Origin of the sequence: Actinocrinis puniceicyclus (assembly GCF_018283645.1) — a bacterium.
GTDB classification, from domain to species: Bacteria; Actinomycetota; Actinomycetes; order Streptomycetales; family Catenulisporaceae; genus Actinocrinis; species Actinocrinis puniceicyclus.
On sequence record NZ_JAGSXH010000096.1, the window covers coordinates 1 to 23,089 of the forward strand.

Below are 23,089 nucleotides of genomic sequence, written 5' to 3' on the forward strand. Positions count from 1 at the left end.
GGCTGCGGGTCGTGGCCGGGGCGGGCCAGGAAGTCGAAGTCGCAGCCGTGGTTGGCCTGGGTGATGTGGTCCTGGTACAGCGCGCCGTAGCCGCGCTGGTAGCGGGGCTGCGGGCGGCGCCACTGCGCGCGGCGGCGCTCCAGTTCCTCCTCGGGCACGTCCAGAGTCAGGGTTCTGGCACCTACGTCGAGGCTGATCGGGTCGCCGGTGCGCACGAGCGCGAGCGGACCGCCGACGTGTGACTCCGGCGCGATGTGCAGGACGCAGGTGCCGTAACTGGTGCCGCTCATCCGCGCGTCGGAGATGCGCACCAGGTCTGTGACGCCCTGTTCGAGCAGGTACTTCGGGATCGGCAGCATGCCGTACTCGGGCATGCCCGGCCCGCCGATCGGTCCGGCGCCGCGCAGCACGAGCACCGTCTCCGGGGTGATCCCGAGGGCCGGGTCGTCGATGTCCTCCCGCAACTGCCGGTAGGAGTCGAACACGACCGCCGGGCCGGTGTGCTTGAGCAGCGCGGGATTGCGCGAGGCGATGTACTTTATGACCGCGCCGTCCGGGCACAGGTTGCCGCCGAGGACCGCCAGTCCGCCCTCGGGATCGCAGGGTTCTTGGACGGTGCGGATCACCTCGCGGTTGTTCGCCTCGACCCCGGCCAGGTGTTCGCCGAGGGTGGCGCCGCCGACCGTGGGCCGGTCCGGGTGCAGCGCCCCGGGCGCCTTGGCCAGTTCCGCGAGCAGCGCGGGCAGGCCGCCGGCGTAGTAGAAGTCCTCCATCAGGTACTCGCCGCCGGGACGGACGTTGGCCAGTACCGGCACGCGGCGGGAGATCGCGTCGAAGTCGGCGAGGCTCAGTTCGACTCCGGCGCGGCCGGCCATCGCCACCAGGTGAATCAGGGCATTGGTCGAACCGCCGAGCGCGAAGACGGTGGCGGCCGCGTCCTCGAAGGACTCCCGGGTCAGGTAGTCGCGGATGACCCGGCCCTCGCGCACCAGCGCCACCGCGCGCATGCCGGCCGATGCGGCCATCCGGTGGTGCGCGGAGTCCACGGCGGGGATGGAGGCCGAGCCGGGCAGTGCGACGCCGAGCACCTCGGCGACGCAGGTCATGGTCGACGCGGTGCCCATCGTCATGCAGTGCCCGGGTGAGCGGGCCAGGCCGCGGCCGACCCCGGCAAGTTCGCAGTCGCCGATCCGCCCGGCGCGGTGCTCGTCCCAGTACCCGAACAGGTCGGTGCCGCTGCCGAGGGTCTCGCCACGGTAGTGCCCGCGCAGCATCGGTCCGGCCGGCACGAACACCGCGGGCAGGTTCGCACTGGTGGCACCCATGATCAGCGCCGGGGTGGTCTTGTCGCAGCCGCCCATCAGCACCGCGCCGTCCACCGGGTACGAGCGCAGCAGTTCCTCCGCTTCCATCGCCAGCAGGTTGCGGTAGAGCATCGGGGTCGGCTTCTGGAAGGTCTCGGACAGGGTGGAGACCGGGAACTCCAGCGGGAAGCCTCCGGCCTGCCACACTCCCCGCTTGACCGCCTCGGCCCGCTCGCGCAGGTGCATGTGACACGGGTTGATGTCAGACCACGTATTCAAGATGGCGATGACCGGTTTGCCGAGGTGTTCCTCGGGCAGATAGCCCAGCTGGCTCATCCGCGAGCGGTGGCTGAACGCCCGCAGGTGGCCGCCGGTCTCGCCCTCGCCGAACCAGGCCGCGCTGCGCAGCACGGGTTCGGACCCGGGTTCCGGCGCGGATACGGATACGGATACGGATACGGATACGGATACGGATACGGCCGCGGGCCTGGACGCGGATGCGGACGCCGCCTCGGGCGCGTCGTGCGCGGCGGCGTTCAGAACTGCCATCGCGCACCCCAGTTCGCCAGGATCGACTCGACGTGGTCGCGCAGCGGTCCCGGCAGCGTGCGCGAGGGCGGGCGCACGTCCCGGCGCGAGAGGCCGAGTTGCGCGAGCGCCTCCTTGACCACGCTGACGTTGTCGGCCGCCGAATCCGCCGCGCGCAGCTGCTCGAAGGGGCGGATCAGGTCCCATACCTCCAGCACGCCGCGGTGGTCGCCCGCCGCCAGCAGCCGGTACATCTCCAGGGACACCACCGGTGCCACGTTCGCCAGGCCCGAGGTGAATCCGGAGGCTCCCAGCGCGAAGTAGCCGGGCGCCGAGAGCTCCGCCAGACCCGCCACCCAGACGAACCGGTCGCGTCCGGCGTCGTACGCGACCGAGGCGAACCGGACCGGGTCGGCCACCGAGTACTTCACGCCGATCACGTTCGGGCACAGCTCGCCGAGCCGGGCGATCTGCTCGCCGCCGACCCGCGCGTCCCGGATGTAGAGCACGACGCCGAGTTCGGGCACTGCGTCGGCGATGGTGCGGTGGTACTCGGTCCAGCCCTCGCCGGAGATGTAGGGATGCACCGGCTGGTGCACCATCACCATCTGCGCGCCGCACTCGCGCGCGTGCGCGGCGGCCGCGATGGCGCTTGCGGTGTCGAGCCCGACGCCGACGATCACCGCGGCCCGGTCGCCGACCTCCTTGACCGTGTTCTCCACCGCGCGCCGGGCCTCGGCCGGGTCGAGGGTGTAGAACTCACCGGTGTTGCCGTTCGGTGTGACCGCGCCGATGCCCCCGCCCACCAGCCGGCGCAGCAGGGCGCCGTGCTGGTCCCAGTCGATCCCGCCGTCCGCGGCGAAGGGGGTCACCGGGATGGCGACGACACCGCTCAGCGCGGCGCGGGCGCGTTCGAATCCCGGGGCGGCCGTGCCTCTATCATCTGTCATCATCAGGTCGCATGCTTCGTTCTCTGCGGGAGCGGAGTCATCCGCTTCATCTCAGGTGCGGTGCGCAGCGTGTGGACTGAGAGGCGGTCCGGTCCGTTGCCGCGGGCCGGTCCGCCGTTCGCGGCGCGTTGCTGTCACTGCGGTTCGGATCACTGCGGTTCGGCTGCGGCCCTCACTGCGCGGTCCGCGGCCCGGGGCTGAAATTGCGCTCGACGAAAGCGGCGATGTGTTCGCGTAGCAGCACCGCGGCCCGGTCGGCCGCGCCGGCCAGGACCGCGTCGAGGATCGCCCGGTGTTCGGCGGCCTCCTGCTCCCAGCTGGGCGTGCGGTTCCACACCACAGCGGAGACCAGCGCGGTCTGGTCGCGCAGCCCGTCGAGGATGCCGACCATCAGGTCGTTGCCGCAGCCGAGGTACAGCGCGCGGTGGAACTCCCGGTTGGCCAGCGAGCGGTCGGCCCGGTCGGTGCACGCGTCGGCCCGGTCGAGCGCGTCGGCGGCGGCCGTCCGGTGCGAGGCCGCGGTCGCGCCGCTGACGACGGCGCGGCGTACCGCCTCCGGCTCAAGCAGCAGCCTGATGTCGTAGACCGAGTGGGCCAGCGCGTCGTCCACGGTGCGCACCATGGCGCCCTTGTACGGGCTCATGGTCACCAGGCCGGCGCCGGCCAGCGTCTTGAGCGCCTCGCGTACCGGAGTCTTGGAGACGCCGAGCTGCGCGGCCAGGTCGTTCTCGATCAGCGGCTGGCCGGGAGGCAGCCCGCCGGTGAGGATGGCGTGCTTGAGCGCGTCGAGCACCGCCTCGGTGCGCGAGGGCACCGAGACCGAGGGCACGACCGTGTTCGACATCTGGCTCCGTTCGGTGCGACCGGGTGCGGCCGACCAAGATCTATCATGGGATATTTCGTATACGATGCGCGGGAGAAGCTACGCCCGCGCGCCGCACAGGTCAATACCCCAGCCGCAGCCGTCGGCGAAGAACCCGCGCGGGCGGCCGGTCCTGATTGAGGGTGAGGACACGACCGCCCGCGCGGGCTCAAGGGTGGTGCGGCGCCACGACACCCCGGGCCTCGGCCCGCGCGCGCTCGGACCAGATCCGAGGTCTCATATATGACGTGCGATGGAACGTATCCGTCACATGAGTGTGCGTCAACGGTCACTGAAAGTTTCGATGAGCAACGATTCCCGAGGCGCCGCGGCCGGCGGCGCACCCACCTGAGCGTTCGACGCGGTTCGACGGCTTCCACGGACGCTAGATCAGGGTTCGTGGGTTACCGCGGGTCGTGACGCCCGGTGCAGTCTGTTGCCCGACCCCGGCCGCCGTTCTACATTGCGCCGTGCTACGGCGCCGCTTCGCTCGCGCCTTCGCGCGGCCGTTCAGAGGGTGGCGGCCACCGATCTCGCTCCCCCAAGGCCGTAAAGGATCGCGATGAGACCAACGAGCCCAGACACAGTCCCCCGCTTCGCGCGCCGCCCGGCGGGCCGGGCGCTGGCCGCCGCCGCCGGCGTCACCGCCCTGGCCGCCGCGGGCCTGACCGCGGTATCGGTCAGCGCCACCGCCGCGACCTCGCCGTGTACGGTCTCGTACTCGGTGGTCAACAGCTGGCCCGGCGGATTCCAGGCCGGGATCACCATCACCAACAACGGCTCCGCGATCACCGGCTGGACCCTGGCCTTCGCCTTCCCCGGCAGCCAGCAGGTCAGCAGCGGTTGGAACGGCACCTTCACGCAGAGCGGCCAGAACGTGACCGTGACCGACGCGGGCTACAACGGCGCGTTGGCCACCGGCGCCGGCACATCCATCGGCTTCACCGGCACGTATACGGGCACGAACACCGACCCGACCGCGTTCACGCTCAACGGCGCCTCGTGCAACGGCAGCGGCGGCGGCCCCTCGCCGTCGGCGTCCAGTTCCTCACCGACGCCGACCCCCACCCCGTCGCCGTCGTCCTCGCCCTCCGCGTCGCCGTCGAAGTCCGCTTCGGCCAGCCCGTCCGCCAGCCCGTCCTCCTCGCCGACTCAGCCCGGGCAGCCGAGCGTGCCGGGCACCTGCCAGGCGCTCAGCGCGAACCTGGCCACCGGCAACGAACTGTTCTCCTCCAGCGCCGAGTCCTCGCCGCCGGACACCTCCCGCCTCCAGTCCGCGCTCAACAGCTGCGCCGGCAGCGGCAAGGCGGTGGAGCTGAAGGCGAACGGCGGCAACGCCGCCTTCCTGTCCGGGCCGCTGAGCATCGGCGGCAACGAGGTGCTGCTCGTCGACTCCGGCGTGACGCTCTACGCCTCACGCAACCCGGCGAACTACCAGATCTCCGGCAAGAACACCTGCGGCACCATCGCCTCCAGCGACAACGGCTGCAACCCGTTCATCACCCTCAGCGGCTCCGGCGCCGGCATCATGGGCACCCGCAGTTCCTCCGGCAGCCAGGGCACCATCGACGGCCGCGGCGGCCAGGACATGCTGAACACCAGCGAGACCTGGTGGCAGTTGGCGACCGCGGCCAAGAGCGGCGGCTCCCAGAACAACCCGAAGCTGATCCAGAGCAACGGCGCGAGCAGCCTGACGCTCTATGACATCAACCTGATCAACTCGCCGATGTACCACGCGCTGTTCAAGGGCGGGAGCAACATCACGGTGTGGGGCATCCGGATCAAGACCCCGTCCAACTCGCGCAACACCGACGGAGTGGACCCGGAGAACACCACCAACGTGCTCGTGAACGACTCGTACATCCAGGACGGCGACGACTGCATCGCGGTCAAGTCCGACGCGGGCTCGCTCACCAGCCAGATCACCGTGCAGAACACGCACTGCTGGGGCACGCACGGGCTTTCCATCGGCAGCCAGACCGCGGGCGGCGTCAGCAACGTCACGTTCCTGAACGACACCCTGGCCGGCACCGACACCGGCGGTATCACCAGCACCAGCAACAACGGCATCCGGGTCAAGAGCGACTCCAGCGTCGGCGGCACCGTCTCCGGTGTCACCTACCAGAACATCTGCATGACCGGTGTCAAGGATCTGATCGTGATGGACCCGAACTACTCCAGCGGCAACGGCTCGGCGATCCCGAACTTCGCGAGCATCACCCTCAACGGCGTCGTGTCGGTCAACTCCGCCTCCAGCGCCAAATCCATCCTCGACGGCTACGACTCGAGCCACAAGCTGGGCCTGAAGCTGGAGAACGTCAGGCTCGACGCGACCGGCACCAGCGCCCAGTACGCGAACATCGGGCTCTACAACTCGAACATCACCGCCTCCGGCACCGGGGTGACCGTCAGCAACATCTCCGGCAGCGGAAGCGTTCCGTCGTGCAGCTTCCCGGGCTACCCGGCACTGTAGCGGGACAGGTGAACACAGCCGCCTGACACCATCCGCCGGATGTGCGGCGGCTGACCACGCAAGGATTCACCGCGTGGCGGCTTCGGTTTCTCGACCGAAGCCGCCACGCGGTGTGCCATGTAAAGCGAGCTTGACATCACGTGCGCGTGAGGCGACACTGGTGATGTCAAGCAAGCTTTACATGCGGGTGGGCGCGCGACCGACGAACGGCGGGGTGTCGAGCCGATGGAACTGGTGGTCACCGGGAACCTGGTGCGGGAACTGCGGGTCGCCGAAAACCTCTCGCAGGCCGACCTGGCCGCCGCACTCGGGGTGTCCCGGCAGACCGTCAACTCGATCGAGACCGGCCGATACACCCCCTCGCTCGCGCTGGCCATCGCGCTGGCCAGGTTCTTCGCAACCACCGTCGAGGAGGTCTTCCATGTCGCAGAGCGATAGCGCCGCCCGTGGCCTTGGGCGTAAGCACAACCTGTTGTTCTGGCTCACCCCTGCCGTCGCCGCGCTCGGCGGCATCGCCTATCTGGTCGCCGCCTTCGCCGGCGGCCGGCCGGTGCTCGGGGTGGTGCTGATGGCGATGATGCTCCTGTTCGCCGCCGGCCTGGTGCTCGCCGCCCGCCGCAGCGAGACCATACGTGGCCTGATGGACCATCGCGACGAGCGGCTGACCGGCATCGACCTGCGCGCGACCGCGGCGGCGGGTCTCGCCCTGATCGTCGCGGTGCTGATCGGCGCGTTCGTCGAGCTGGGGCGCGGACATTCGGGTGCCCCGTACACGTGGCTGGGCGCGATCGCGGGAGTCACCTACATCTTCGCGGTGCTCGTGCAGCGGGTGCGCCAGTAGCCGGCCGGTCCAGGACGGGGCTCTTACCCGCTCGCCGCGGTGCGGTATCCGCCCACGTCAGGGTCCTGTATCCGGCATGAGTCGAGGTCAAATCGTTATGTAAACCTTGTTAATCCAGCATCCGTGCTGGCGCGCCGCGGCTAGGCTTGGCCCTGTCCGAGCCGATGGCGAGGATGCCTCTGACAACGTTGTCATACCCCGAAGGGTAGGGCCTGCACCATGCCGTTGTCTCGTTCGGGCGAGACCGTGCGACCCATCGCTCCCGCCGAGGCCGCGCGCTCGGCCGCCGACACGGCCGTGCCGAGCCGCGGGCGCCGGGTGCTCCGGGGCGTCGCCGCGCCGCGGATCGTCACGTTCGCGCGGCAGCGGGCCCGCTACATCCGCGTGACACTGGCGCCGCAGGGCGCCGAGGGCGATCCGCTCTGCATCAGGACCCTGTCCGTGACCGACAGCTCCCGGCCGACCGTCGATCTCGCCGTGCGCAGGCCGGTGAGCGGCTCCGGTGCCGGCTGCGCCGCGGTCGTGGACGGCAATCCGGGCACCCGCTGGTCGCCGGCGGCCCGCGATCCGAGCCCGTGGCTGCGGATCGATCTGGGCGAATCAATGTCCTTTGACCGGGTCTGCCTCATGCCGGACCGCGACGGCGTGCTCGACGGCCCGGTCCGCGTCGCCGTCTGCGCGGACGGCGTGCGGTGGACCGAGCCCGAAACCGTCGATGATCCTTTCGCGCCGCAGCGGGCGGACTTCGGTGCGGCGCTGCCGCAGTGCCCGGGCGGCTATTGCGAGCCGCTGCACACGCAGCTCGACGGGGCCACCTGGCAGGTGTACGCGGTGAACCACACCGCAATGCGCGTCACCGCGGCGAGCGTCGTCGCGCGCGTGTACGAGCCCTTCGGTGGCCTGCTCAACCATGCCGAGCACCACGGAATCACCATCGAACCCTTATCCATCGCGCCGTCGCTGGTCGTGCCGTGGCCGCGATACCTGCCGGTGACACACCTGCTCTCGCTCGAACTGCACGACGCGGACGGCGCATTGCTGTCAGAGCACAACCACTGGCGTTATCAGGGCACGCCGAATCAGGGCACGCCGAGCGCCGGGCCGGTCTGAGTACTGCCCGCCGCAAGGCCGTCCGCGCGGCTCGGCGCTACGCGCCGTTCCCCGGCCCTTCGTCGAGCCGCCGGATGAGCCTCGCGGGCGCTACCGTCCGGTACGCCTCCTGGACCAGTTCACCGATCTCCGCCCAGTCGACCGGGACGTCGAGGTACACCCCGATCCAGCCGCGGTGCCCGACGTACGGGGGCCGGAAGTAGTGCAGCGGGTCCGCGGCGATCAGATGTGCCTGCGCGCCGACGGGCGCGGGGCACCAGAACGCGACGCGGTCGTCGTGATGATGGTCGCTGAAGGTCGCGAAGGTCTTCTTGCCCCCGATGAACCAGGTCGGCTCCCCGTGGCTGAGCCGCTCGACGGCCTCGGGCATGGCCAGGCACAGGGCGCGCAGACGCCCGAGCGCCTCGCCCGCGGTATCGGGGCTCGCTGTCACGGCTTCGTGCCTCCGGCCTCGTCGCGGCCCCCGCGACGCCTGTCGGTGTGCCGCGTGCCGGCGACGCGGTCAGCGGCGTCGTGCGGCAGCAGCGGGCTGCCCTCCCAGGTGGCGAAGATCAGGTGCGTCTGGAGCCGGGCCACCTCGGGCCGCGCGGTGAACTGGTCGAGCACGAGGCTCTGCAGGTGCTGCACGCTGGCGCAGGCGACGTGCACGAAGAAGTCGTCCGGCCCGCTGGTGTGGTGCAGCGAGCGGGTTTCCGGCAGCGCGAGCACGTGCGCGATGAAGGGATCCACCAACGGGCGCGCGTGCGGGCGTACGTGCACGGCCAGCAGCGCCTCGATCGGGCGGCCGATCGCCGCGGCGCCGACCCGCGCCGAGTAGCCGGTGATCGCCCCGACGCGGCGAAGTCGCGCGACCCGGTCGAGGCAGGTCGAGGGGGCGATGCCGACGGCCGCCGCGAGGTCCTTGTTCGCGATCCGGCCGTCGTTCTGCAACTCCCGCAGGATCGCGACGTCCACCGGATCCAGTCGCGCGTTCTCGGCGTTCACCCGAACAAGATACGGGATCCATGGCCGAATACCGGTCTTCTGGCAACCATGAGGTGCCATGACGCCGCCCCGGACCACCCCACCCCGGACGCACGAGACCCAGCCTGAGACGCAGACCGAGACCCGGCCTGAGACGCAGCCTGAGACGCAGACCGAGACCCGGACCGCACTCCCGCCCCCGCGGCACGCCGCGCTCGCGACCCGAGCCGTGCACGCGGGACGCGACGACCTGGCGGACCTCGGCTTACACGCTGCGCCGCTCGACCTGTCGACCACGTATCCGTCCCGCGACAGCCGGGGCGAAGCGGAGCGCTTGGACGCCTTCGGCGCCGGCGAAGTGCCGCCCGGACCGCCGGTCTACGCGCGGATCGGGAATCCGACCGTCGCCCGGTTCGAGAACGCGCTCGCCGAACTCGAGGGCTGCGAAGCGGCGGTGGCGTTCGCCAGCGGGATGGCCGCACTCTCGGCGTGTCTGCTGGCCGCCGTCGGCGCCGGGAAACCCCACGTCGTGGCGGTGCGGCCGCTCTACGGCAGCACCGATCACCTGCTCGGCTGCGGCCTGCTCGGCACCGAGGTCACCTTCGCCGAACCGGAGAAGGCCGCCGCGGCGCTGCGGCCCGACACCGGGCTCGTGATGGTCGAAAGTCCAGCCAACCCGCTGCTGACCGAGGTGGACCTGCGCGCGCTGGCCGAGGCCGTCGCCCCGGTGCCGCTGCTGGCCGACAACACCTTCGCCACCCCGGTGCTCCAGCAGCCGGCGCGGCACGGCGCGCGCCTCGTGCTGCACAGCGCGACCAAGTTCCTCGGCGGCCACGGCGACGTGCTCGGCGGCGTAGTCGCGTGCGATGAGGAGCATGCACGGGTATTGCGACAGGTGCGCTTCCTCACCGGGGCGGTGCTGCATCCGCTGGCGGGCTACCTGCTGCTGCGCGGGCTGTCCACGCTCCCGTTGCGCGTGCACACGGCCTCGGCGACGGCGGCGGTGCTCGCGCAGCGGCTTGCCGGACACCCGGCCGTCAGCCGCGTGTACTACCCGGGGCTGAGCCACGGGCGTTCCGCGGGGCAGATGGCCGGCGGGGGCGCTCTGGTCTCCTTCGAGACGGTGGGCGACCCGCACGCGGCGATCGGCGCGGTCCGGTTGATCACTCCCGCGGTCAGCCTCGGCAGTGTCGACACGCTGATCGAGCACCCCGCCTCGATCAGCCACCACATCCTGGATCCACAGGCCCGGGCCGCGAACGGGATCAGCGACCGGTTGCTGCGGATGTCGGTCGGCCTGGAGGACGTGGAAGACCTCTGGGACGACCTGGACCGGGCGCTTCGCGCAGCCGCGTGACCTGGTCGGCGGCGATGCGTCCGGCCGGCCCGTCCGCTCGTCAGTAGCCTGCGCGGTTCTTGCGTCGTTTCAGTATCCTGATCAACCGCCCAATGAGGAAGAGCACGAAGAAACCTCCCAACTGCCGTCGCCGAGCTCCCGTCGATCAAGGGCCGAGTTTAGCCCAACCGCCCGGCGGTGCGGCCGCGTAGGCGAACGATCGAATCCATGCATGCCCACGACGTCCCTGGTTATCCGGGACAAGCTTGATCGACGAGCGACGAGCGACAAGTGAGTCGAGCATTTCATGTACAGGAGGCCGGGATGCATGTACCGCGTTTGCACGACCCCGTCGTCTCGGTGATCGCGGCCGGTCCGGACGAGGTCGTGCCGGAGGGCCTGGTCTGGGAGGACGTCCACCTGCCGAGCCTGCACACCGACGAGGTCGGCGCCTGGATCGATGAGCACCGCAACGGCACGGTGTTCGTCGTGCCGGGGGTCGAATTGGCCTCGGAGGGCACGCCCGCGCTCGCGGTGAACGTGACGAACGACGAGTACCTGGCGATCGTCTCGGCGATGCCGCGCTGAGCGGCCGCGCGGTGCCGACCGGGCTGGAAGGTGAAGAGCGATGAACCGCTTCGACGGTGCGACGGCGCTGGTGACCGGGGCCTCGCGTGGCCTGGGATTCGCGATCGCAGGCGAACTGGCCCGCCGCGGAGCGCGGCTGCTGATCTGCGCGCGCGATCCGGCGGCGCTGGATCAGGCCGCGTGGAAGCTGCACGACCAGGGCGCCGAGGTTTACGCGATACCTTGCGACGTCACGGACGAGAACGCGGCCGAGCGGCTGATCGCCGAGGCGCAGACGCACTACGGCCGGCTGGATGTGCTGGTGAACAACGCCGGCGTCATCCAGGTCGGTCCGCTCGCCTCGATGCAGGAGGCGGACTTCCGCACCGCCATGGAGACGATGTTCTTCGCACCGTTGCGGCTGGTACTCGCCGCCGCGCCGATCATGCGGGCCGGCGGCGGCGGCACGATCGTGAACATCAGCTCGCTCGGCGGCCGGATCGCGGCGCCGCACCTGCTGCCGTACGACTGCGCGAAGTTCGCGCTCGCGGGACTTTCCACGGGGCTGCGCGCGGAACTCGCGGCCGATCACATCAGCGTGACCACGGTGGTCCCCGGCCTGATGCGCACCGGTTCCCATCTCGGCGCGCAGTTTCGTGGAAACACGCCGCGCGAGTACGCGTGGTTCGCCGCGGCGGCGGGCCTGCCGTTGCTGTCCATCGACGCCGAGCGGGCCGCGCGCGCCGTCGTCCGCGCGGCCGAGCGTCGGCGGCCGGAGATCATTCTCGGCGCCGCGGCACACGTCGCGGTCCGCATGCAGGGCCTCGCGCCGGCGACCACCACGAGGTTGCTCACGCTGGCCGCGCGCGTGCTGCGCACGGCGGCGCAGACCGGTCAGCAGGACGGCTTCGGCGTGGATCGAGAGGCGGGGGCGGGCAGCGCGTCCCACACCGATGTCGGTTCACACGCCGCCAAGCTCCTCGACTCGCGCGTCGTCGGGGCGGTGACCGCGCTCAACGACCGAGCCGCGCGACGACTCAACCAGGTGCGGCACGGCGCCGCGTCGTGAACCCATGGACCGGGACAGCGCCGACCGGGCAGCGCCGACCGCGACAGCGCCGACCGAAAAGGGGCGTGCATTTCCGTCCCGGTACCGGGTAGACGATCGCGCCGCAGGCCGGACCCGTCCGCCCCACGCGGGCGGGTCACGGCAAGGCGTAGGCAAGGCGGATCGTGCGCGAAACGGCGAGAGGAGCGCGTCGATGGCGACTCGTCAATCCATCCTCGACCTGGTGGATTCGGGCCTGAGCTATCCGCAGATCGGCCGGCGGCTGGGGGTGGCGCCGGGCCTGGCCTACCTGATCGCCACCGGCCTGCCCGCAGACGGCGGCGACGCGCCGGGGCCGCAGGCCGACGAACGTCCAGGGGCGCTGCCGACCAGCACGCAGCAGCTGAGCCATCCCGAATCGACCACGCCGCAGCGCGACGAGGGCACCGCCGAGGACACCAAGGCGTGGATCCGCCGACGCGCGCTGGCAGATCCCGCGCTGCGGGCCGCGTGGGCCGCGCACGGGGTGGCGCCCCCGCCGGTCACCGTCGAGACCGAAGACCTGATCGACGTGATCGGACAGGAGCACGGTCAGGCCCGGCACCTTCAGCTCCAGTTGCAGACCCTGCCCGGCGCGTCCGCCGGCGGCCTGCTCGACGACCTGCGCCGACGCACCGACGTGCTCGGGCTGCTGCGCGCGATCCTCACCGCCCACGAACACGCGGAAGAAGAGGTGCTCTGGCCGCTGGTGCGCGACCGGCTGCCCGGCGGCGGAAGCCTCGCCCGGCGCGCCACGCGGCAAGAACACGAGGCGCAGGAGCTGTTCGGACGCATCGAGGCGGCCGAACCCGCCTCGGACGAACTCGACCGGCTGGTCAAGCAGCTGACCAGCGCGCTGCGCAAGCACGTCGCCTTCGAGGACGGCGTCCTCGGGCAGTTGCGGGAACGCGTCGGCGAGCAGGAGCGCGCGCAGGCCGGCCGCCGCTTCAAAGCCGCGCGGTCCGCGTTCGCGAACTCCACCGGAAAGGCCGGGTGAACCATGTCCATCGCCAACCTGCCGTGGCCGGTGCTGCGCCAGCTGACCGGAAGCGACCGCACCGGGCGCGGCGCCGCCGCCCGCAGCCGCAGGACCGGCGAGTTGCTGCCACGCACCTACACCGCGGACAAGGTCGTCAAGTCGATCTGCCCGTACTGCGGCGTCGGCTGCGGCCAGAACGTGTACGTGAAGGACGACAAGGTCATCCAGATCGAGGGCGACCCCGACTCCCCGGTCAGCCGCGGGCGGCTGTGCCCGAAGGGCGCCGCTTCGCTCCAGCTGACCACCGGTTCCTCGCGCGAGCACCACGTGCTCTACCGCCGCCCGCACGGCACCGAGTGGGAGCGCATCCCGCTGGACACGGCGCTGGACATGGTGGCGCAGCGGGTGATCGAGACCCGGCGCGAGACCTGGCAGTGGAACAGCGAGGACGGCAAGCGCGTGCGCCGCACCCTCGGCATCGCCAGCCTCGGCGGCGCGACCCTCGACAACGAGGAGAACTACCTGATCAAGAAGCTGTTCACCGCGCTCGGCGTGATCCAGGTGGAGAACCAGGCCCGGCTGTGCCACAGCTCCACCGTCGCCGGTCTCGGCACCTCCTTCGGCCGCGGCGGCGCGACGACCTGCCTGCAGGACCTGCAGAACGCCGACTGCATCCTGATCGAGGGCTCGAACTTCGCCGAGGCCCACCCGGTCGGCTTCCAGTGGGTGATGGAGGCCAAGGCGCGCGGCGCGACCATCATCCACGTGGACCCGCGCTACACCCGCACCAGCGCGGTCAGCGACGTGCACGTCCCGCTGCGCGCCGGCAGCGACGTGGCGTTCCTCGGCGGCATCATCAACCACGTCCTGAGCAACGACGCCTGGTTCCACGACTATGTCCTCGCATATACGAACGCATCGACGATCGTCCGCGACGACTTCGCCGACACCGAGGACCTGGACGGGGTCTTCAGCGGCCTGTCCGAGGACGAGCGCGAATACGACACCGACGGCTGGCAGTACAAGGGCATGGAGATGCAGTCCGCGGCCGGCGAACGCGACAAGCAGTACGAGGAGAAGCAGGGCAGCGGCCGCGAGGCGGCCGGCGGAAGCGAGGCGCGAGGCGACGGCGGCCGCCCGCGCGGCCGGGGCGCCGGTCACAGCCACGCCGGGCGCTCCGAATCGCACGGGTCCGGCGGCGCCGTGATCCACGGAGAGCCGCAAACCGATCCGACGCTCCAGCACCCGCGCTGCGTGATGCAGATCCTCAAGCGGCACTTCTCGCGTTACACGCCCGAGATGGTCGAACAGGTCTGCGGCGTGCCGCGCGAACTGTTCGAGCTGGTATGCCGGACGCTGGTGCGCAACTCGGGCCGCGAGCGCACCAGCGCGTTCGCGTACGCGGTCGGCTGGACTCAGCACAGCAACGGCTCGCAGATGATCCGCACCGCCTCGATCCTGCAACTGCTGCTGGGCAACATCGGCCGGCCCGGCGGCGGAATCCAGGCGCTGCGCGGCCACGCCAGCATCCAGGGCTCGACCGACATCCCCACCCTGTTCAACCTGTTGCCCGGCTACCTGCCGATGCCGCACGCGCACGAACATGAGGACCTTGACGCCTACGTGCAGGGCGAGTCCGCGGACCAGGGTTTCTGGGGCGACATGAAGGCGTACATGGTCAGCCTGCTGAAGGCGTACTGGGGCGCCGACGCGACGGCCGAGAACGGCTACCGCTTCGACTACCTGCCCCGGCTCACCGGCTCGCACAGCACCTACGAGACGGTGATGGCGCAGCTGGACGGCGTGTGCAAGGGCTACTTCCTGCTGGGCCAGAACCCCGCGGTCGGCTCGGCCAACGGCCGGATGCAGCGGCTGGCGATGGCCGAGCTGGACTGGCTGGTGGTGCGCGACTTCTCGCTGATCGAGTCGGCGACCTGGTGGAAGGACGGCCCGGAGATCGAGTCCGGGGAGCTGCGCACCGAGGACATCGCCACCGAGGTGTTCTTCTTCCCGGCCGCCGCGCACACCGAGAAATCAGGGTCCTTCACCAACACCAACCGGATGCTCCAGTGGCACTGGACGGCGGTCGAGCCGCAGGGCGACGCGCGCAGTGACCTGTGGTTCATGTACCACCTCGGGCGCAGGATCCGCACCCGGCTGGACGGTTCGACCGACGAGCGCGACCAGCCGGTGCTGAAGCTGACCTGGGACTACCCGGTACAGGGCTCGCTCGACGAGCCGAAGGCGCAGGCGGTGCTCGCCGAGATCAACGGCTGGGACGCCGAGGGGCGCCCGCTGGCGGCCTACGACCAGCTCAACGGCGACGGCTCGACCTCGTGCGGCTGCTGGATCTACTGCGGCGTCTACGCCGACGGCGTCAACCAGGCGGCGCGGCGCAAACCGGGCAAGGAGCAGAACTGGCTCGGCCCCGAATGGTGCTGGGCCTGGCCGGCGAACCGCCGGATCCTGTACAACCGGGCCTCCGCCGACCCGGACGGCAAGCCGTGGAGCGAACGCAAGGCCCTGGTGTGGTGGGACCGGGACGAGGCGCAGTGGAGCGGCCACGACATCCCCGACTTCGAGAAGCCCAAGTCGCCGCACTACCGCCCGCCGGCCGGGGCGACGGGCGCCGACGCGATCTCGGGCACCGATCCGTTCATCATGCAGGGCGACGGCAAGGGCTGGCTGTACGTCCCGGCGGGCCTGATCGACGGGCCGCTGCCGACGCACTACGAGCCGCAGGAATCCCCGGTCGCCAACCCGCTCTACCGCCAGCAGCGCAGCCCGGTTCGGCAGGTGTACTCGCGCGACCATAACCGCTACCAGCCCAGCGGCAACGAGCCCGGCGCCGAGGTGTTCCCGTATGTGGCGACCACGTACCGGCTCACCGAGCACTTCACCGCGGGCGGCATGAGCCGCTGGACGCCGTATCTCTCCGAGCTGCAACCGGAGTTCTTCTGCGAGGTCTCGCCGCAGCTGGCGAAGGAGCGCGGCCTGGTGCACGGCGACTGGGCCACCATCATCACGGCGCGCAGCGCGATCGAGGCGCGGGTGCTGGTGACGGAGCGGATGAAGCCGCTGCGGGTGGCCGGCCGGACGCTGCACCAGATCGGTATGCCGTTCCACTGGGGTTCGTCCGGGCTCTCGACGGGAGACTCGGCCAACGACCTGATCGCGATCACCCTGGACCCGAACGTGCACATCCAGGAGGACAAGGCGTTCGCGGCGGACATCCAGCCGGGCCGGCGCCCGATCGGCCGGGCCCGCCGGGATCTGGTCGAGTCGTACTGCCGCAGGGCCGGGATCACCGAGCAGACCGGGATGGAGGTGCACTGATGGCGGTCGTGGACGTACAGATCTCAGGCTTCGACAACGGCCGGGACCCGGCGCGCGCCACCGGCTACACCGAGGCGCCGCCGCGCATGGGTTTCTTCACGGACACCTCGGTGTGCATCGGCTGCAAGGCGTGCGAGGTGGCGTGCAAGGAGTGGAACCAGGTTCCCGAGGACGGCCTGGTCTTCACCGGCATGTCGTACGACAACACCCAGGGCCTCGGCGCGGACACCTGGCGGCACGTCGCGTTCATCGAGCAGAGCAGGCCCATGGGCGCGCAGATCACCACGCCGGCGCAGGTCGCCGACGGGTCACAACCCTCTGATATGGCGGCCGGCGGAGGGGACCCGGTGCGCTGGCTGATGGCCTCGGACGTGTGCAAGCACTGCACCGAGGCCGCGTGCCTCGACGTGTGCCCGACCGGCGCGCTGATCCGCACCGAGTTCGGCACCGTCGTCGTGCAGGAGGACGTGTGCAACGGCTGCGGGTACTGCGTTTCGGCGTGTCCGTACGGCGTGATCGATCAGCGTCAGGGCGACGGCCGGATGTGGAAGTGCACACTCTGCTACGACCGGCTCCAGGTCGGGGCCGAGCCGGCGTGCGCGAAGTCGTGTCCCACGGACTCGATCCAGTTCGGCCCGCTCGACGAGCTGCGGGCGCGCGCCGATGAACGGCTCGCTCAGTTGCACGACTCCGGCATGTCCGAGGCGCGGCTCTACGGGCACGATCCGGGCGACGGTGTCGGCGGCGACGGCGCGTTCTTCCTCCTGCTCGACGAGCCGGAGGTGTACGGGCTGCCGCCGGACCCGACGGTGACCACGCGGGATCTGGCGCAGATGTGGCGCCGGGTCGGCGTGGCCGCGCTGGCGCTGGCCGGCGGTGTCGCGGCGGCGTTCGCCGCGACGCCGGGCAGGGCGGCCGGGACGGGAACCGGATTGGGAGCCGGGCTGGGAGCCGGGCTGGGAGCCGGATTGGGAGCCCGGTTGGGAGCCGGGTTGGGAGCCGGGTTGGGAATGCGGAGCGTGGGGCGATGAGCGAGGCGAACAAGATCCGGAACGCGTCCGGCGACGGCGGCGGGCGCGCGCACGCCGTCACCCGCGAGGGCCTTTCACCTCTGGCGCAGCCGGGCCGCGAGGCGGTGCCCGGTTCGGCCGCGGTCGCCGATCACGCGCCGAACGGCCACGCGCCGCGCACGGGCGGCGGCAAGCGCGAGGAACCGATGGTCCCGCGCGCCGAATTCGAGTCCTACTACGGCAGGCCGATCCTGAACAAGCCGACCTGGCGGGCCCCGAACATCGCGGGGTATCTGTTCCTCGGCGGCCTGGCCGGCGCGGGCGGCACGATCGCGGCGGCGGCGCAGGCCGGCGGGCGGCCCGGGCTCGCGCGGGTGATGAAGACCGGTTCGGCCGCGGCGACCGGGCTCTCGCTGGCGGTGCTGATCCACGACCTGGGCCGGCCCGCACGGTTCATCAACATGCTGCGTATGTTCAAGCCGACCTCGCCGATGAGCGTCGGCTCGTGGATCCTGGTGGGTTTCGCGCCGTTGACCGCTGCCGCGGCCGCGTCCGAGCTGACCGGTGTGCTGCGTCCGGTCGGCGCGGCCGCGGCCTACGGCGCGGGTGCGCTGGGTCCGGGACTGGCCACGTACACGGCTGCGCTGGTTTCCGACACGGCGGTGCCTGCCTGGCACGAGGGACACCGCGAGATGCCCTTCGTGTTCGCCTCGTCGGCCACCGCGGCCGCGTGCGGGCTCGGGCTGCTGGCGGCTGCGGCCGACGAGTCGGAGCCCGTTCGCCGGCTCGGCGCGATCGCCGGGATGGCGGAGGTCGGTTGGTCCAAGCTGATGCAGGAGCGGATGGGCCTGGTCGCCGAGTGTTATCGCGAGGGCAGGGCGGGTCGGTTGATGAAGGCGGCTGAGGTGCTGACCACGGCCGGTGTGGTCGGCGCGGCTCTCGGGCGCCGCAGTGCTCTGATGCGGCGGGTGTCCGGGGCGGCGCTGATCGCGGGATCGGCGCTGACCCGGTTCGGCGTTTTCGAGGCCGGGGTGGCCAGCGCCGAGGACCCGAAGTACACGGTCGTTCCGCAGCGAGAACGGTTGGCGCGGGCGAGCGCGACTGAGCGAACGACGCCGCCTGGTTCAGGGAACGCAGTTCGGTGAACATCACGGCTCGGAAGGGAGTGGCCCCATGAGCGGAACGGAAGCCGCCGCCACCCGGCTCACCCGCGACACGACGGCGCTGGTGCGTGAGCAGGTCGAGCAGTTGACGCGGGAGTTGGCCGGCACCGTGCGGGACGCCGGCGCCGGCGCTGTGCTCCTGGCCGGTGCCGGCGCGTGCGGGCTGCTCGCCGTCGCGGCAGCTCATCAGACCGCGATGCGCGCACTGGAGTCGATGATGCCCAGGCCGCTTGCCGCGGTGACGCTGACCGTCGCCTATGGCGCGGGGGCCGCGGCCATGTCGGCGGCCGGGATGAAGAAGATCAAGGACGCGGCGGACGCCTCCGCCGAAGCCCTCGCCGAGAACCGGCAGGACACGGTCGCGTCAGACGCGCCGTTGGCGTCAGACGCGCCGTTCGTGTCGGGCGCCAAGGTCCCGCCCGGCGCGCCGTCCTGATCACGAGCGGGAGTCGATCATGAGCGAGACATCGTGAGCGAGACGGGGCGCGGCCGCGGCCGCGGCGCGGACACGAAGCCCGGCACGCAGGGCCTGCCGGTCATCGATGACTTCGACGCGCTGGTGGACCTGGTGATAGCGCACGAGCACGTCTTCGCGCGCCTTTCGAGCGGGCCGCAGACCGACGCGTCGAAGAGCGTCGATCACGAGTCGCAGGTCGAACTGCCGGGCCTGTCCGTGACGAATCTGACCCCTGAGCCGTGGTGGACGCGGCCCAGCGCGGACTGGATCGCGCGGCGAGTGCGCCAGTACGCCGACCCCGGCGAAACGCGCCCGCGACAGCAGCCGTGGGTGCTGCTCGGGCGCGTCGTGGGCAACGGACCGGATCACGAGCCGCTGGTCGTGGACGTACAGCCGCTCGGCTGGATCGGGCCGAGCGCGGTGCGCGAAGCCCAGCGGCGATACCGGCGGGCGTTCGAGCCCCGGGGACGCGTCGACGAATGACTTCGGGTTTGTGAGCTCGTCAGAGTTTGTGTCCTGCGTGGGATGCACAGACCGAGTTCGCCTCCACCGCCGGTAACTTCGGCTACGGCGGACAGGTTTCAGGCAAGCAAGGCGGCAGTACCGTATGGCCGCTCAATGGAACACTGGTCACCTGCGAGCCCGTTCACCTTCGGTGACTCGGTGGAGACTAAGTCCACGACGCCGAGGCAAATTGCTACTCCCGAAGAACCTGCGATCGATCTTCGCGAGAGTGGCGCGCCGTTGCGTGACTTCATGACCGGGCAATCGAGCACACGGCGGCGCGTCCGGTTCATGTCTCTTGTGAACTGGACGCGCCGCCGATGCCTCGGCGCGGTGACTGTCAGACGCCCGCGCGGGCGCTGCTGAGTTTGAGCGGGTCGCTCGGCGCCTGCTCCTTCGCCGCGGCCATCTGCTCGCCCAGGTCCTGCAGCAGCTTGCGGCCCATCGCCGCGCGCACCGTCGGGAACCAGTCCTCCTCTTCCTCCTTGACGTGGTGGCGCACGTTCTCCATCAGCACCGTGACCTTCGCGTCGAAGCTCTCGTCCTGCGGGTCGAGCCCGCCGAGCTCGGAGAGCAGCCACGCCACCATGTGGTGCTCCTCGACGCTCTCCAGGACGTGGTCCTTCGTGTCCGGCGCGGCCGCCTTGGCCGCCGGGTAGAAGATCTCCTCCTCGATGAAGGTGTGCGTCGTCAGCTCCTGGATCATCTCGGCGACCAGGTCCGCCTTGGCCTTGGCGTTCTGCCCCTCGTGGCCCTGCTTCGCGGCCTTCTCATACTGCTTGAACAGCTTCTCCACGGTCTTGTGGTCGTCCTTGAGCAGCACGATCGCGTCCATCGGCGCTCGCCCCTTTCCATCCGGTGATCAGGAAAGCCGAGTGCCCCGTGAACGACCTGTCATGCAGCATGACCGCCTTTGGGTCCTATTGCCGTGAATTTCGAAATGTCTTGGGCCGCGGCCCGGCATGAAAACGCAGGGTCCGACTCACCTTGCCGAATTCCGACAAGACGTGTGCCTCCGCCCGAAGAACGACACTCCAGCCGCAAGCCGCCAGGGCAGCCCACCGAGCCCACGGACCCCACCGAGCCCACTCTATGACATTTGGTGACCCGGCCTGCGGCGGGAGTGTCGCAGAGCTCGATTGATCGCCGGTCAGCCGCGGCAAGGCTCGTACGGCACCGCGGATGAGGGTGAACCTCGCCGGCACCGCAGGGGCGCGAGCCCGACCACGCGATGACGGCCGCGCCGCCGGATCACCGGATCACCGGTTCGGCGGCGCGGTGCTCTGCCGCACCACCAGCTCGGTCGCCAGCTCCAGACGGTTGTACGGCGGCTGTTCGCCGGAGGCGATGCGCACCACCATCTCGGCGGCCGCCGCGCCCATCTCGACCAGCGGCTGGCGCACCGTGGTCATCGGCGGACCGGCCCACTGGGTGAACGGCAGGTCGTCGAACCCGATGACGCTCAGCTCCTGCGGGATGCGCACCCCGGCCTGCCGGGCCGCCTCGTAGACGCCGTGCGCCTGCAGATCGTTCGCGGTGAAGATGGCCGTCGGCGGGTCGGGCAGGCGCAGCAGCGCGGCGCCGTCCCGCAGCCCGCCCTCGACATAGAGGGTCGACACGCGCACCAGCTGCGGATCGATCGGCACGCCCGCCATCTCCATCGCGGCCCGGTAACCGTCCAGCCGGGCGCGGCAGCAGGGCCACTGCACCGGCCCGCTGAGCATCGCGACACGCCGATGGCCGAGTTCCAGCAGGTGCCGGGTCGCGGCCAGCCCGCCGCTCCAGTTCGTCGCGCCGATGGAAGGGGTCTCATGCATCGGCTCGCCGGTCGGGTCCAGCACCACCAGCGGAATACTCCGGCTGGCCAGCTGCGACTGCTGCGCGACGGTCAGCTCGGAGAAGACCGCGACCACGCCGGTCGGCCGGCGGGTGAGCACCTGCTCGGTCCAGGCGTGGCCGGGCGTGAGCCGCCCCTCCATCTCGGTCAGCACGACGGCCAGGTCGTTCTCCCGGGCCACCCGCTCCACCCCGCGGATGATCTCCAGCGCCCACAGGCTCTCCAGGGCGTGGAATACGAGCTCGATGATGGCGGCCGGTGCCTCCGCCTCGGGCCTTCGGTAACCGTGTTCGCGGATGACCGCCTCGACCCGCTGCCGGGTGTCGAGGGCCACCCCGGACTTGCCGTTGAGCACCCGGGAGACCGTCGGCGCGGAAACCCCGGCGAGCTTGGCGATGCCCGCGACCGTCACCTCGCGGCGGCGTTGCCCGGCCGGCTCGGGATCGCGTCGCGGTGCGGTCACGGCCGCAGTATACGTCGGCGTGTCCTCCCCGAGCGGTCCGCCGGCCGTCCCCGCCAGACCCCCTGTGCATGAAATTTTCCGTCGCTCACGTGGAACATTTCAAGATACCTTGACCTGCGTCTTGACGAAGCAGGGTGCGCACACCTACCGTCACACGCGCTCACAGTGAGATATCGATGACCGAAAGTTTCGAGGCCGGTGGACTGCGCCGACACCGGGATGCCCTCGTACGCGACAGGCCGCTCGGCGCAGGGAGCACACCCACCGCTTCGAGCGCACCTTGTCTCAGACAGCGTCGTCTCGACCAAGACCTCCTCGAAGGAGGAGACAGACCCGTGAAGAAGAGAACCAGAGCGCTGGCAGCGAGCCTCGCCACGGCCCTGGCCGCGGCCTTCGGGCTGATGCTCACGCTCGCCACCCCCGCCCACGCCGCCTCCCTGGTCCAGATCTCGAACTTCGGATCGAACCCGGGCAACAGCAAGATGTACCTGTACGTGCCCAACAGCGTGCAGGCACACCCGGCGATCCTCGTCGCCGCGCATTACTGCACGGGCACCGGACCGGCGTTCTACTCCGGCACCCAGTTCGCCTCGCTGGCCGACCAGTACGGCTTCATCGTCATCTACCCCGACGCCAACCGCAGCGGGCAGTGCTGGGACGTGTCCTCGAACGGCGCGCTGACCCACAACGGCAACAGCGACCCCGCCGACATCATCTCGATGGTCCAGTACGTCGAGCAGCACAACAACGGCGACTCGTCCCGCGTGTACTTCACCGGCGCGTCCTCAGGCGGGATGCTGACCGACGTCATGCTCGGCGACTACCCGGACGTCTTCAAGGCCGGTTCGGCGTTCATGGGCGTGCCCTTCCACTGCTTCTATACCGGCACGGTCGACGGCTGGAACTCCGCCTGCGCCCAGGGCCAGGTCAGCAACACCCCGCAGGTCTGGGGTGACTACGTGCGCAACGCCTATCCCGGCTACAGCGGTCCGCGGCCGCGGATGCAGCTCTGGCACGGCACCGCGGACACCACGCTGAGCTACAACAACTTCGGCGAGGACATCAAACAGTGGACGAACGTACTCGGGGTGAGTCAGACCCCGACGTCCACGAACGTCATCAACGGCAGCTGGACGCACACCACGTACGGCAGCTCCACCAACCCGCTGGTCGACGCGTACAGCATCGCCAACGTCGGCCACAGCCTGCCGCTGTCCGGCATGGCCGCCATCGCGATCCACTTCTTCGGCCTCGACGGCAGCGCGCCGCCCTCCAGTGCTCCGCCCTCCAGTGCCCCGCCGTCCTCGGCCCCGCCGTCC

At 70.7% G+C, this 23,089-nt stretch carries 20 protein-coding genes and 1 pseudogene; 14 read left to right on the forward strand and 7 right to left on the reverse strand.

Translation table 11 applies throughout. The features are described from left to right. The 3 genes from KGA66_RS21695 to KGA66_RS21705 all read right to left on the reverse strand — a co-directional run. Positions 1–1,853: IlvD/Edd family dehydratase (locus KGA66_RS21695; protein ID WP_211470033.1), on the reverse strand; the 1,853-nt coding region annotated here is incomplete at its 3' end. Beyond that, complete coding sequence (locus tag KGA66_RS21700; RefSeq protein ID WP_211470034.1) at positions 1,841–2,785, reverse strand: dihydrodipicolinate synthase family protein; 945 nt, start codon at positions 2,783–2,785, stop codon at positions 1,841–1,843. The genes KGA66_RS21700 and KGA66_RS21695, both read right to left, overlap by 13 nt. A 169-nt stretch (positions 2,786–2,954) precedes the next feature. Further along, positions 2,955–3,626, reverse strand: coding sequence for a GntR family transcriptional regulator (locus tag KGA66_RS21705; protein WP_211470035.1), 672 nt, complete (start codon positions 3,624–3,626; stop codon positions 2,955–2,957). 580 nt (positions 3,627–4,206) lie between these two features. Here KGA66_RS21705 and KGA66_RS21710 point away from each other — a divergent pair. From KGA66_RS21710 to KGA66_RS21725, 4 genes are all read left to right on the forward strand, one after another. After that, positions 4,207–6,117 (forward strand): glycosyl hydrolase family 28 protein, encoded by a 1,911-nt coding sequence (locus KGA66_RS21710; RefSeq protein WP_211470036.1) that lies wholly within the window; start codon positions 4,207–4,209, stop codon positions 6,115–6,117. A 225-nt stretch (positions 6,118–6,342) separates the two neighbouring features. Continuing rightward, a complete protein-coding gene (locus tag KGA66_RS21715; RefSeq protein WP_211470037.1) occupies positions 6,343–6,555 on the forward strand; it encodes a helix-turn-helix transcriptional regulator in 213 nt (70 codons plus the stop codon). Further along, positions 6,539–6,958, forward strand: coding sequence for a hypothetical protein (locus KGA66_RS21720; RefSeq protein WP_211470038.1), 420 nt, complete (start codon positions 6,539–6,541; stop codon positions 6,956–6,958). Before KGA66_RS21715 ends, KGA66_RS21720 begins: the two co-directional genes overlap by 17 nt. 219 nt (positions 6,959–7,177) lie before the next feature. After that, the gene (locus KGA66_RS21725) at positions 7,178–8,068 is read left to right on the forward strand and encodes a discoidin domain-containing protein (RefSeq protein WP_211470039.1); all 891 of its coding nucleotides are present in this window, start codon (positions 7,178–7,180) and stop codon (positions 8,066–8,068) included. 37 nt (positions 8,069–8,105) lie between these two features. On the opposite strand, the gene KGA66_RS21730 is transcribed toward KGA66_RS21725, so the two are convergent. Continuing rightward, entirely contained in the window at positions 8,106–8,438 is a 333-nt protein-coding gene (locus KGA66_RS21730) for an MmcQ/YjbR family DNA-binding protein (RefSeq protein ID WP_211470052.1), read from the reverse strand. Between the two features lie 59 nt (positions 8,439–8,497). Further along, the gene (locus tag KGA66_RS21735) at positions 8,498–9,052 is read right to left on the reverse strand and encodes an Lrp/AsnC family transcriptional regulator (protein ID WP_312887026.1); all 555 of its coding nucleotides are present in this window, start codon (positions 9,050–9,052) and stop codon (positions 8,498–8,500) included. 58 nt (positions 9,053–9,110) lie between these two features. Between KGA66_RS21735 and KGA66_RS21740 the strand changes: the two genes are divergently transcribed. The 9 genes and pseudogenes from KGA66_RS21740 to KGA66_RS21780 all read left to right on the forward strand — a co-directional run bounded on the left by KGA66_RS21740 (position 9,111) and on the right by KGA66_RS21780 (position 19,449). Continuing rightward, positions 9,111–10,388: a trans-sulfuration enzyme family protein gene (locus KGA66_RS21740; RefSeq protein ID WP_211470041.1), complete on the forward strand. Its 1,278-nt coding sequence runs from the start codon at positions 9,111–9,113 to the stop codon at positions 10,386–10,388. 303 nt (positions 10,389–10,691) lie between these two features. Then, positions 10,692–10,955 carry a hypothetical protein gene (locus tag KGA66_RS21745; RefSeq protein WP_211470042.1) on the forward strand — a complete coding sequence of 88 codons (264 nt, stop codon included), beginning with the start codon at positions 10,692–10,694 and terminating at the stop codon, positions 10,953–10,955. 40 nt (positions 10,956–10,995) lie between these two features. Beyond that, entirely contained in the window at positions 10,996–12,003 is a 1,008-nt protein-coding gene (locus tag KGA66_RS21750) for an SDR family NAD(P)-dependent oxidoreductase (protein WP_211470043.1), read from the forward strand. Positions 12,004–12,196: 193 nt separating this feature from the next. Beyond that, the gene (locus KGA66_RS21755) at positions 12,197–13,018 is read left to right on the forward strand and encodes a hemerythrin domain-containing protein (RefSeq protein WP_211470044.1); all 822 of its coding nucleotides are present in this window, start codon (positions 12,197–12,199) and stop codon (positions 13,016–13,018) included. Between the two features lie 3 nt (positions 13,019–13,021). Next, a complete protein-coding gene (fdh, locus tag KGA66_RS21760) occupies positions 13,022–16,336 on the forward strand; it encodes a formate dehydrogenase (protein ID WP_211470045.1) in 3,315 nt (1,104 codons plus the stop codon). Further along, positions 16,336–17,238: pseudogene (locus KGA66_RS21765) on the forward strand (4Fe-4S dicluster domain-containing protein); the annotation flags it as partial. The gene fdh and the pseudogene KGA66_RS21765, both read left to right, overlap by 1 nt. Before the next feature lie 125 nt (positions 17,239–17,363). Continuing rightward, positions 17,364–18,491 carry an NrfD/PsrC family molybdoenzyme membrane anchor subunit gene (gene nrfD / locus KGA66_RS21770; RefSeq protein WP_211470047.1) on the forward strand — a complete coding sequence of 376 codons (1,128 nt, stop codon included), beginning with the start codon at positions 17,364–17,366 and terminating at the stop codon, positions 18,489–18,491. A 28-nt stretch (positions 18,492–18,519) separates the two neighbouring features. Further along, positions 18,520–18,945 carry a phage holin family protein gene (locus KGA66_RS21775; RefSeq protein ID WP_211470048.1) on the forward strand — a complete coding sequence of 142 codons (426 nt, stop codon included), beginning with the start codon at positions 18,520–18,522 and terminating at the stop codon, positions 18,943–18,945. A 33-nt stretch (positions 18,946–18,978) separates the two neighbouring features. Next, positions 18,979–19,449: a DUF6098 family protein gene (locus KGA66_RS21780; protein ID WP_211470049.1), complete on the forward strand. Its 471-nt coding sequence runs from the start codon at positions 18,979–18,981 to the stop codon at positions 19,447–19,449. 361 nt (positions 19,450–19,810) lie between these two features. Here the strand turns inward: KGA66_RS21780 and KGA66_RS21785 are convergent, their stop codons facing one another. Together KGA66_RS21785 and KGA66_RS21790 are read right to left on the reverse strand one after the other, a co-directional pair. Then, complete coding sequence (locus KGA66_RS21785; RefSeq protein WP_211470050.1) at positions 19,811–20,305, reverse strand: hemerythrin domain-containing protein; 495 nt, start codon at positions 20,303–20,305, stop codon at positions 19,811–19,813. Positions 20,306–20,729: 424 nt separating this feature from the next. Then, complete coding sequence (locus KGA66_RS21790) at positions 20,730–21,770, reverse strand: LacI family DNA-binding transcriptional regulator (RefSeq protein WP_211470051.1); 1,041 nt, start codon at positions 21,768–21,770, stop codon at positions 20,730–20,732. Between the two features lie 335 nt (positions 21,771–22,105). Between KGA66_RS21790 and KGA66_RS21795 the strand changes: the two genes are divergently transcribed. Continuing rightward, positions 22,106–23,089 (forward strand): extracellular catalytic domain type 1 short-chain-length polyhydroxyalkanoate depolymerase (locus KGA66_RS21795; protein ID WP_312887027.1); only part of this gene is annotated, 984 nt, incomplete at its 3' end.

Excerpts from the sequence above, each read along its gene's own strand:
- KGA66_RS21710 (WP_211470036.1), top strand. The coding sequence starts at position 4,207 with ATGAGACCAACGAGCCCAGACACAGTCCCCCGCTTCGCGCGCCGCCCG.
- KGA66_RS21720 (WP_211470038.1), top strand. The coding sequence starts at position 6,539 with ATGTCGCAGAGCGATAGCGCCGCCCGTGGCCTTGGGCGTAAGCACAAC.
- nrfD (WP_211470047.1), top strand. The coding sequence starts at position 17,364 with ATGAGCGAGGCGAACAAGATCCGGAACGCGTCCGGCGACGGCGGCGGG.
- KGA66_RS21705 (WP_211470035.1), bottom strand. The coding sequence starts at position 3,626 with ATGTCGAACACGGTCGTGCCCTCGGTCTCGGTGCCCTCGCGCACCGAG.
- KGA66_RS21740 (WP_211470041.1), top strand. The coding sequence starts at position 9,111 with ATGACGCCGCCCCGGACCACCCCACCCCGGACGCACGAGACCCAGCCT.
- KGA66_RS21775 (WP_211470048.1), top strand. The coding sequence starts at position 18,520 with ATGAGCGGAACGGAAGCCGCCGCCACCCGGCTCACCCGCGACACGACG.
- KGA66_RS21715 (WP_211470037.1), top strand. The coding sequence starts at position 6,343 with ATGGAACTGGTGGTCACCGGGAACCTGGTGCGGGAACTGCGGGTCGCC.
- KGA66_RS21785 (WP_211470050.1), bottom strand. The coding sequence starts at position 20,305 with ATGGACGCGATCGTGCTGCTCAAGGACGACCACAAGACCGTGGAGAAG.
- KGA66_RS21700 (WP_211470034.1), bottom strand. The coding sequence starts at position 2,785 with ATGATGACAGATGATAGAGGCACGGCCGCCCCGGGATTCGAACGCGCC.
- KGA66_RS21730 (WP_211470052.1), bottom strand. The coding sequence starts at position 8,438 with ATGCCCGAGGCCGTCGAGCGGCTCAGCCACGGGGAGCCGACCTGGTTC.
- KGA66_RS21750 (WP_211470043.1), top strand. The coding sequence starts at position 10,996 with ATGAACCGCTTCGACGGTGCGACGGCGCTGGTGACCGGGGCCTCGCGT.
- KGA66_RS21745 (WP_211470042.1), top strand. The coding sequence starts at position 10,692 with ATGCATGTACCGCGTTTGCACGACCCCGTCGTCTCGGTGATCGCGGCC.
- KGA66_RS21725 (WP_211470039.1), top strand. The coding sequence starts at position 7,178 with ATGCCGTTGTCTCGTTCGGGCGAGACCGTGCGACCCATCGCTCCCGCC.
- fdh (WP_211470045.1), top strand. The coding sequence starts at position 13,022 with ATGTCCATCGCCAACCTGCCGTGGCCGGTGCTGCGCCAGCTGACCGGA.
- KGA66_RS21755 (WP_211470044.1), top strand. The coding sequence starts at position 12,197 with ATGGCGACTCGTCAATCCATCCTCGACCTGGTGGATTCGGGCCTGAGC.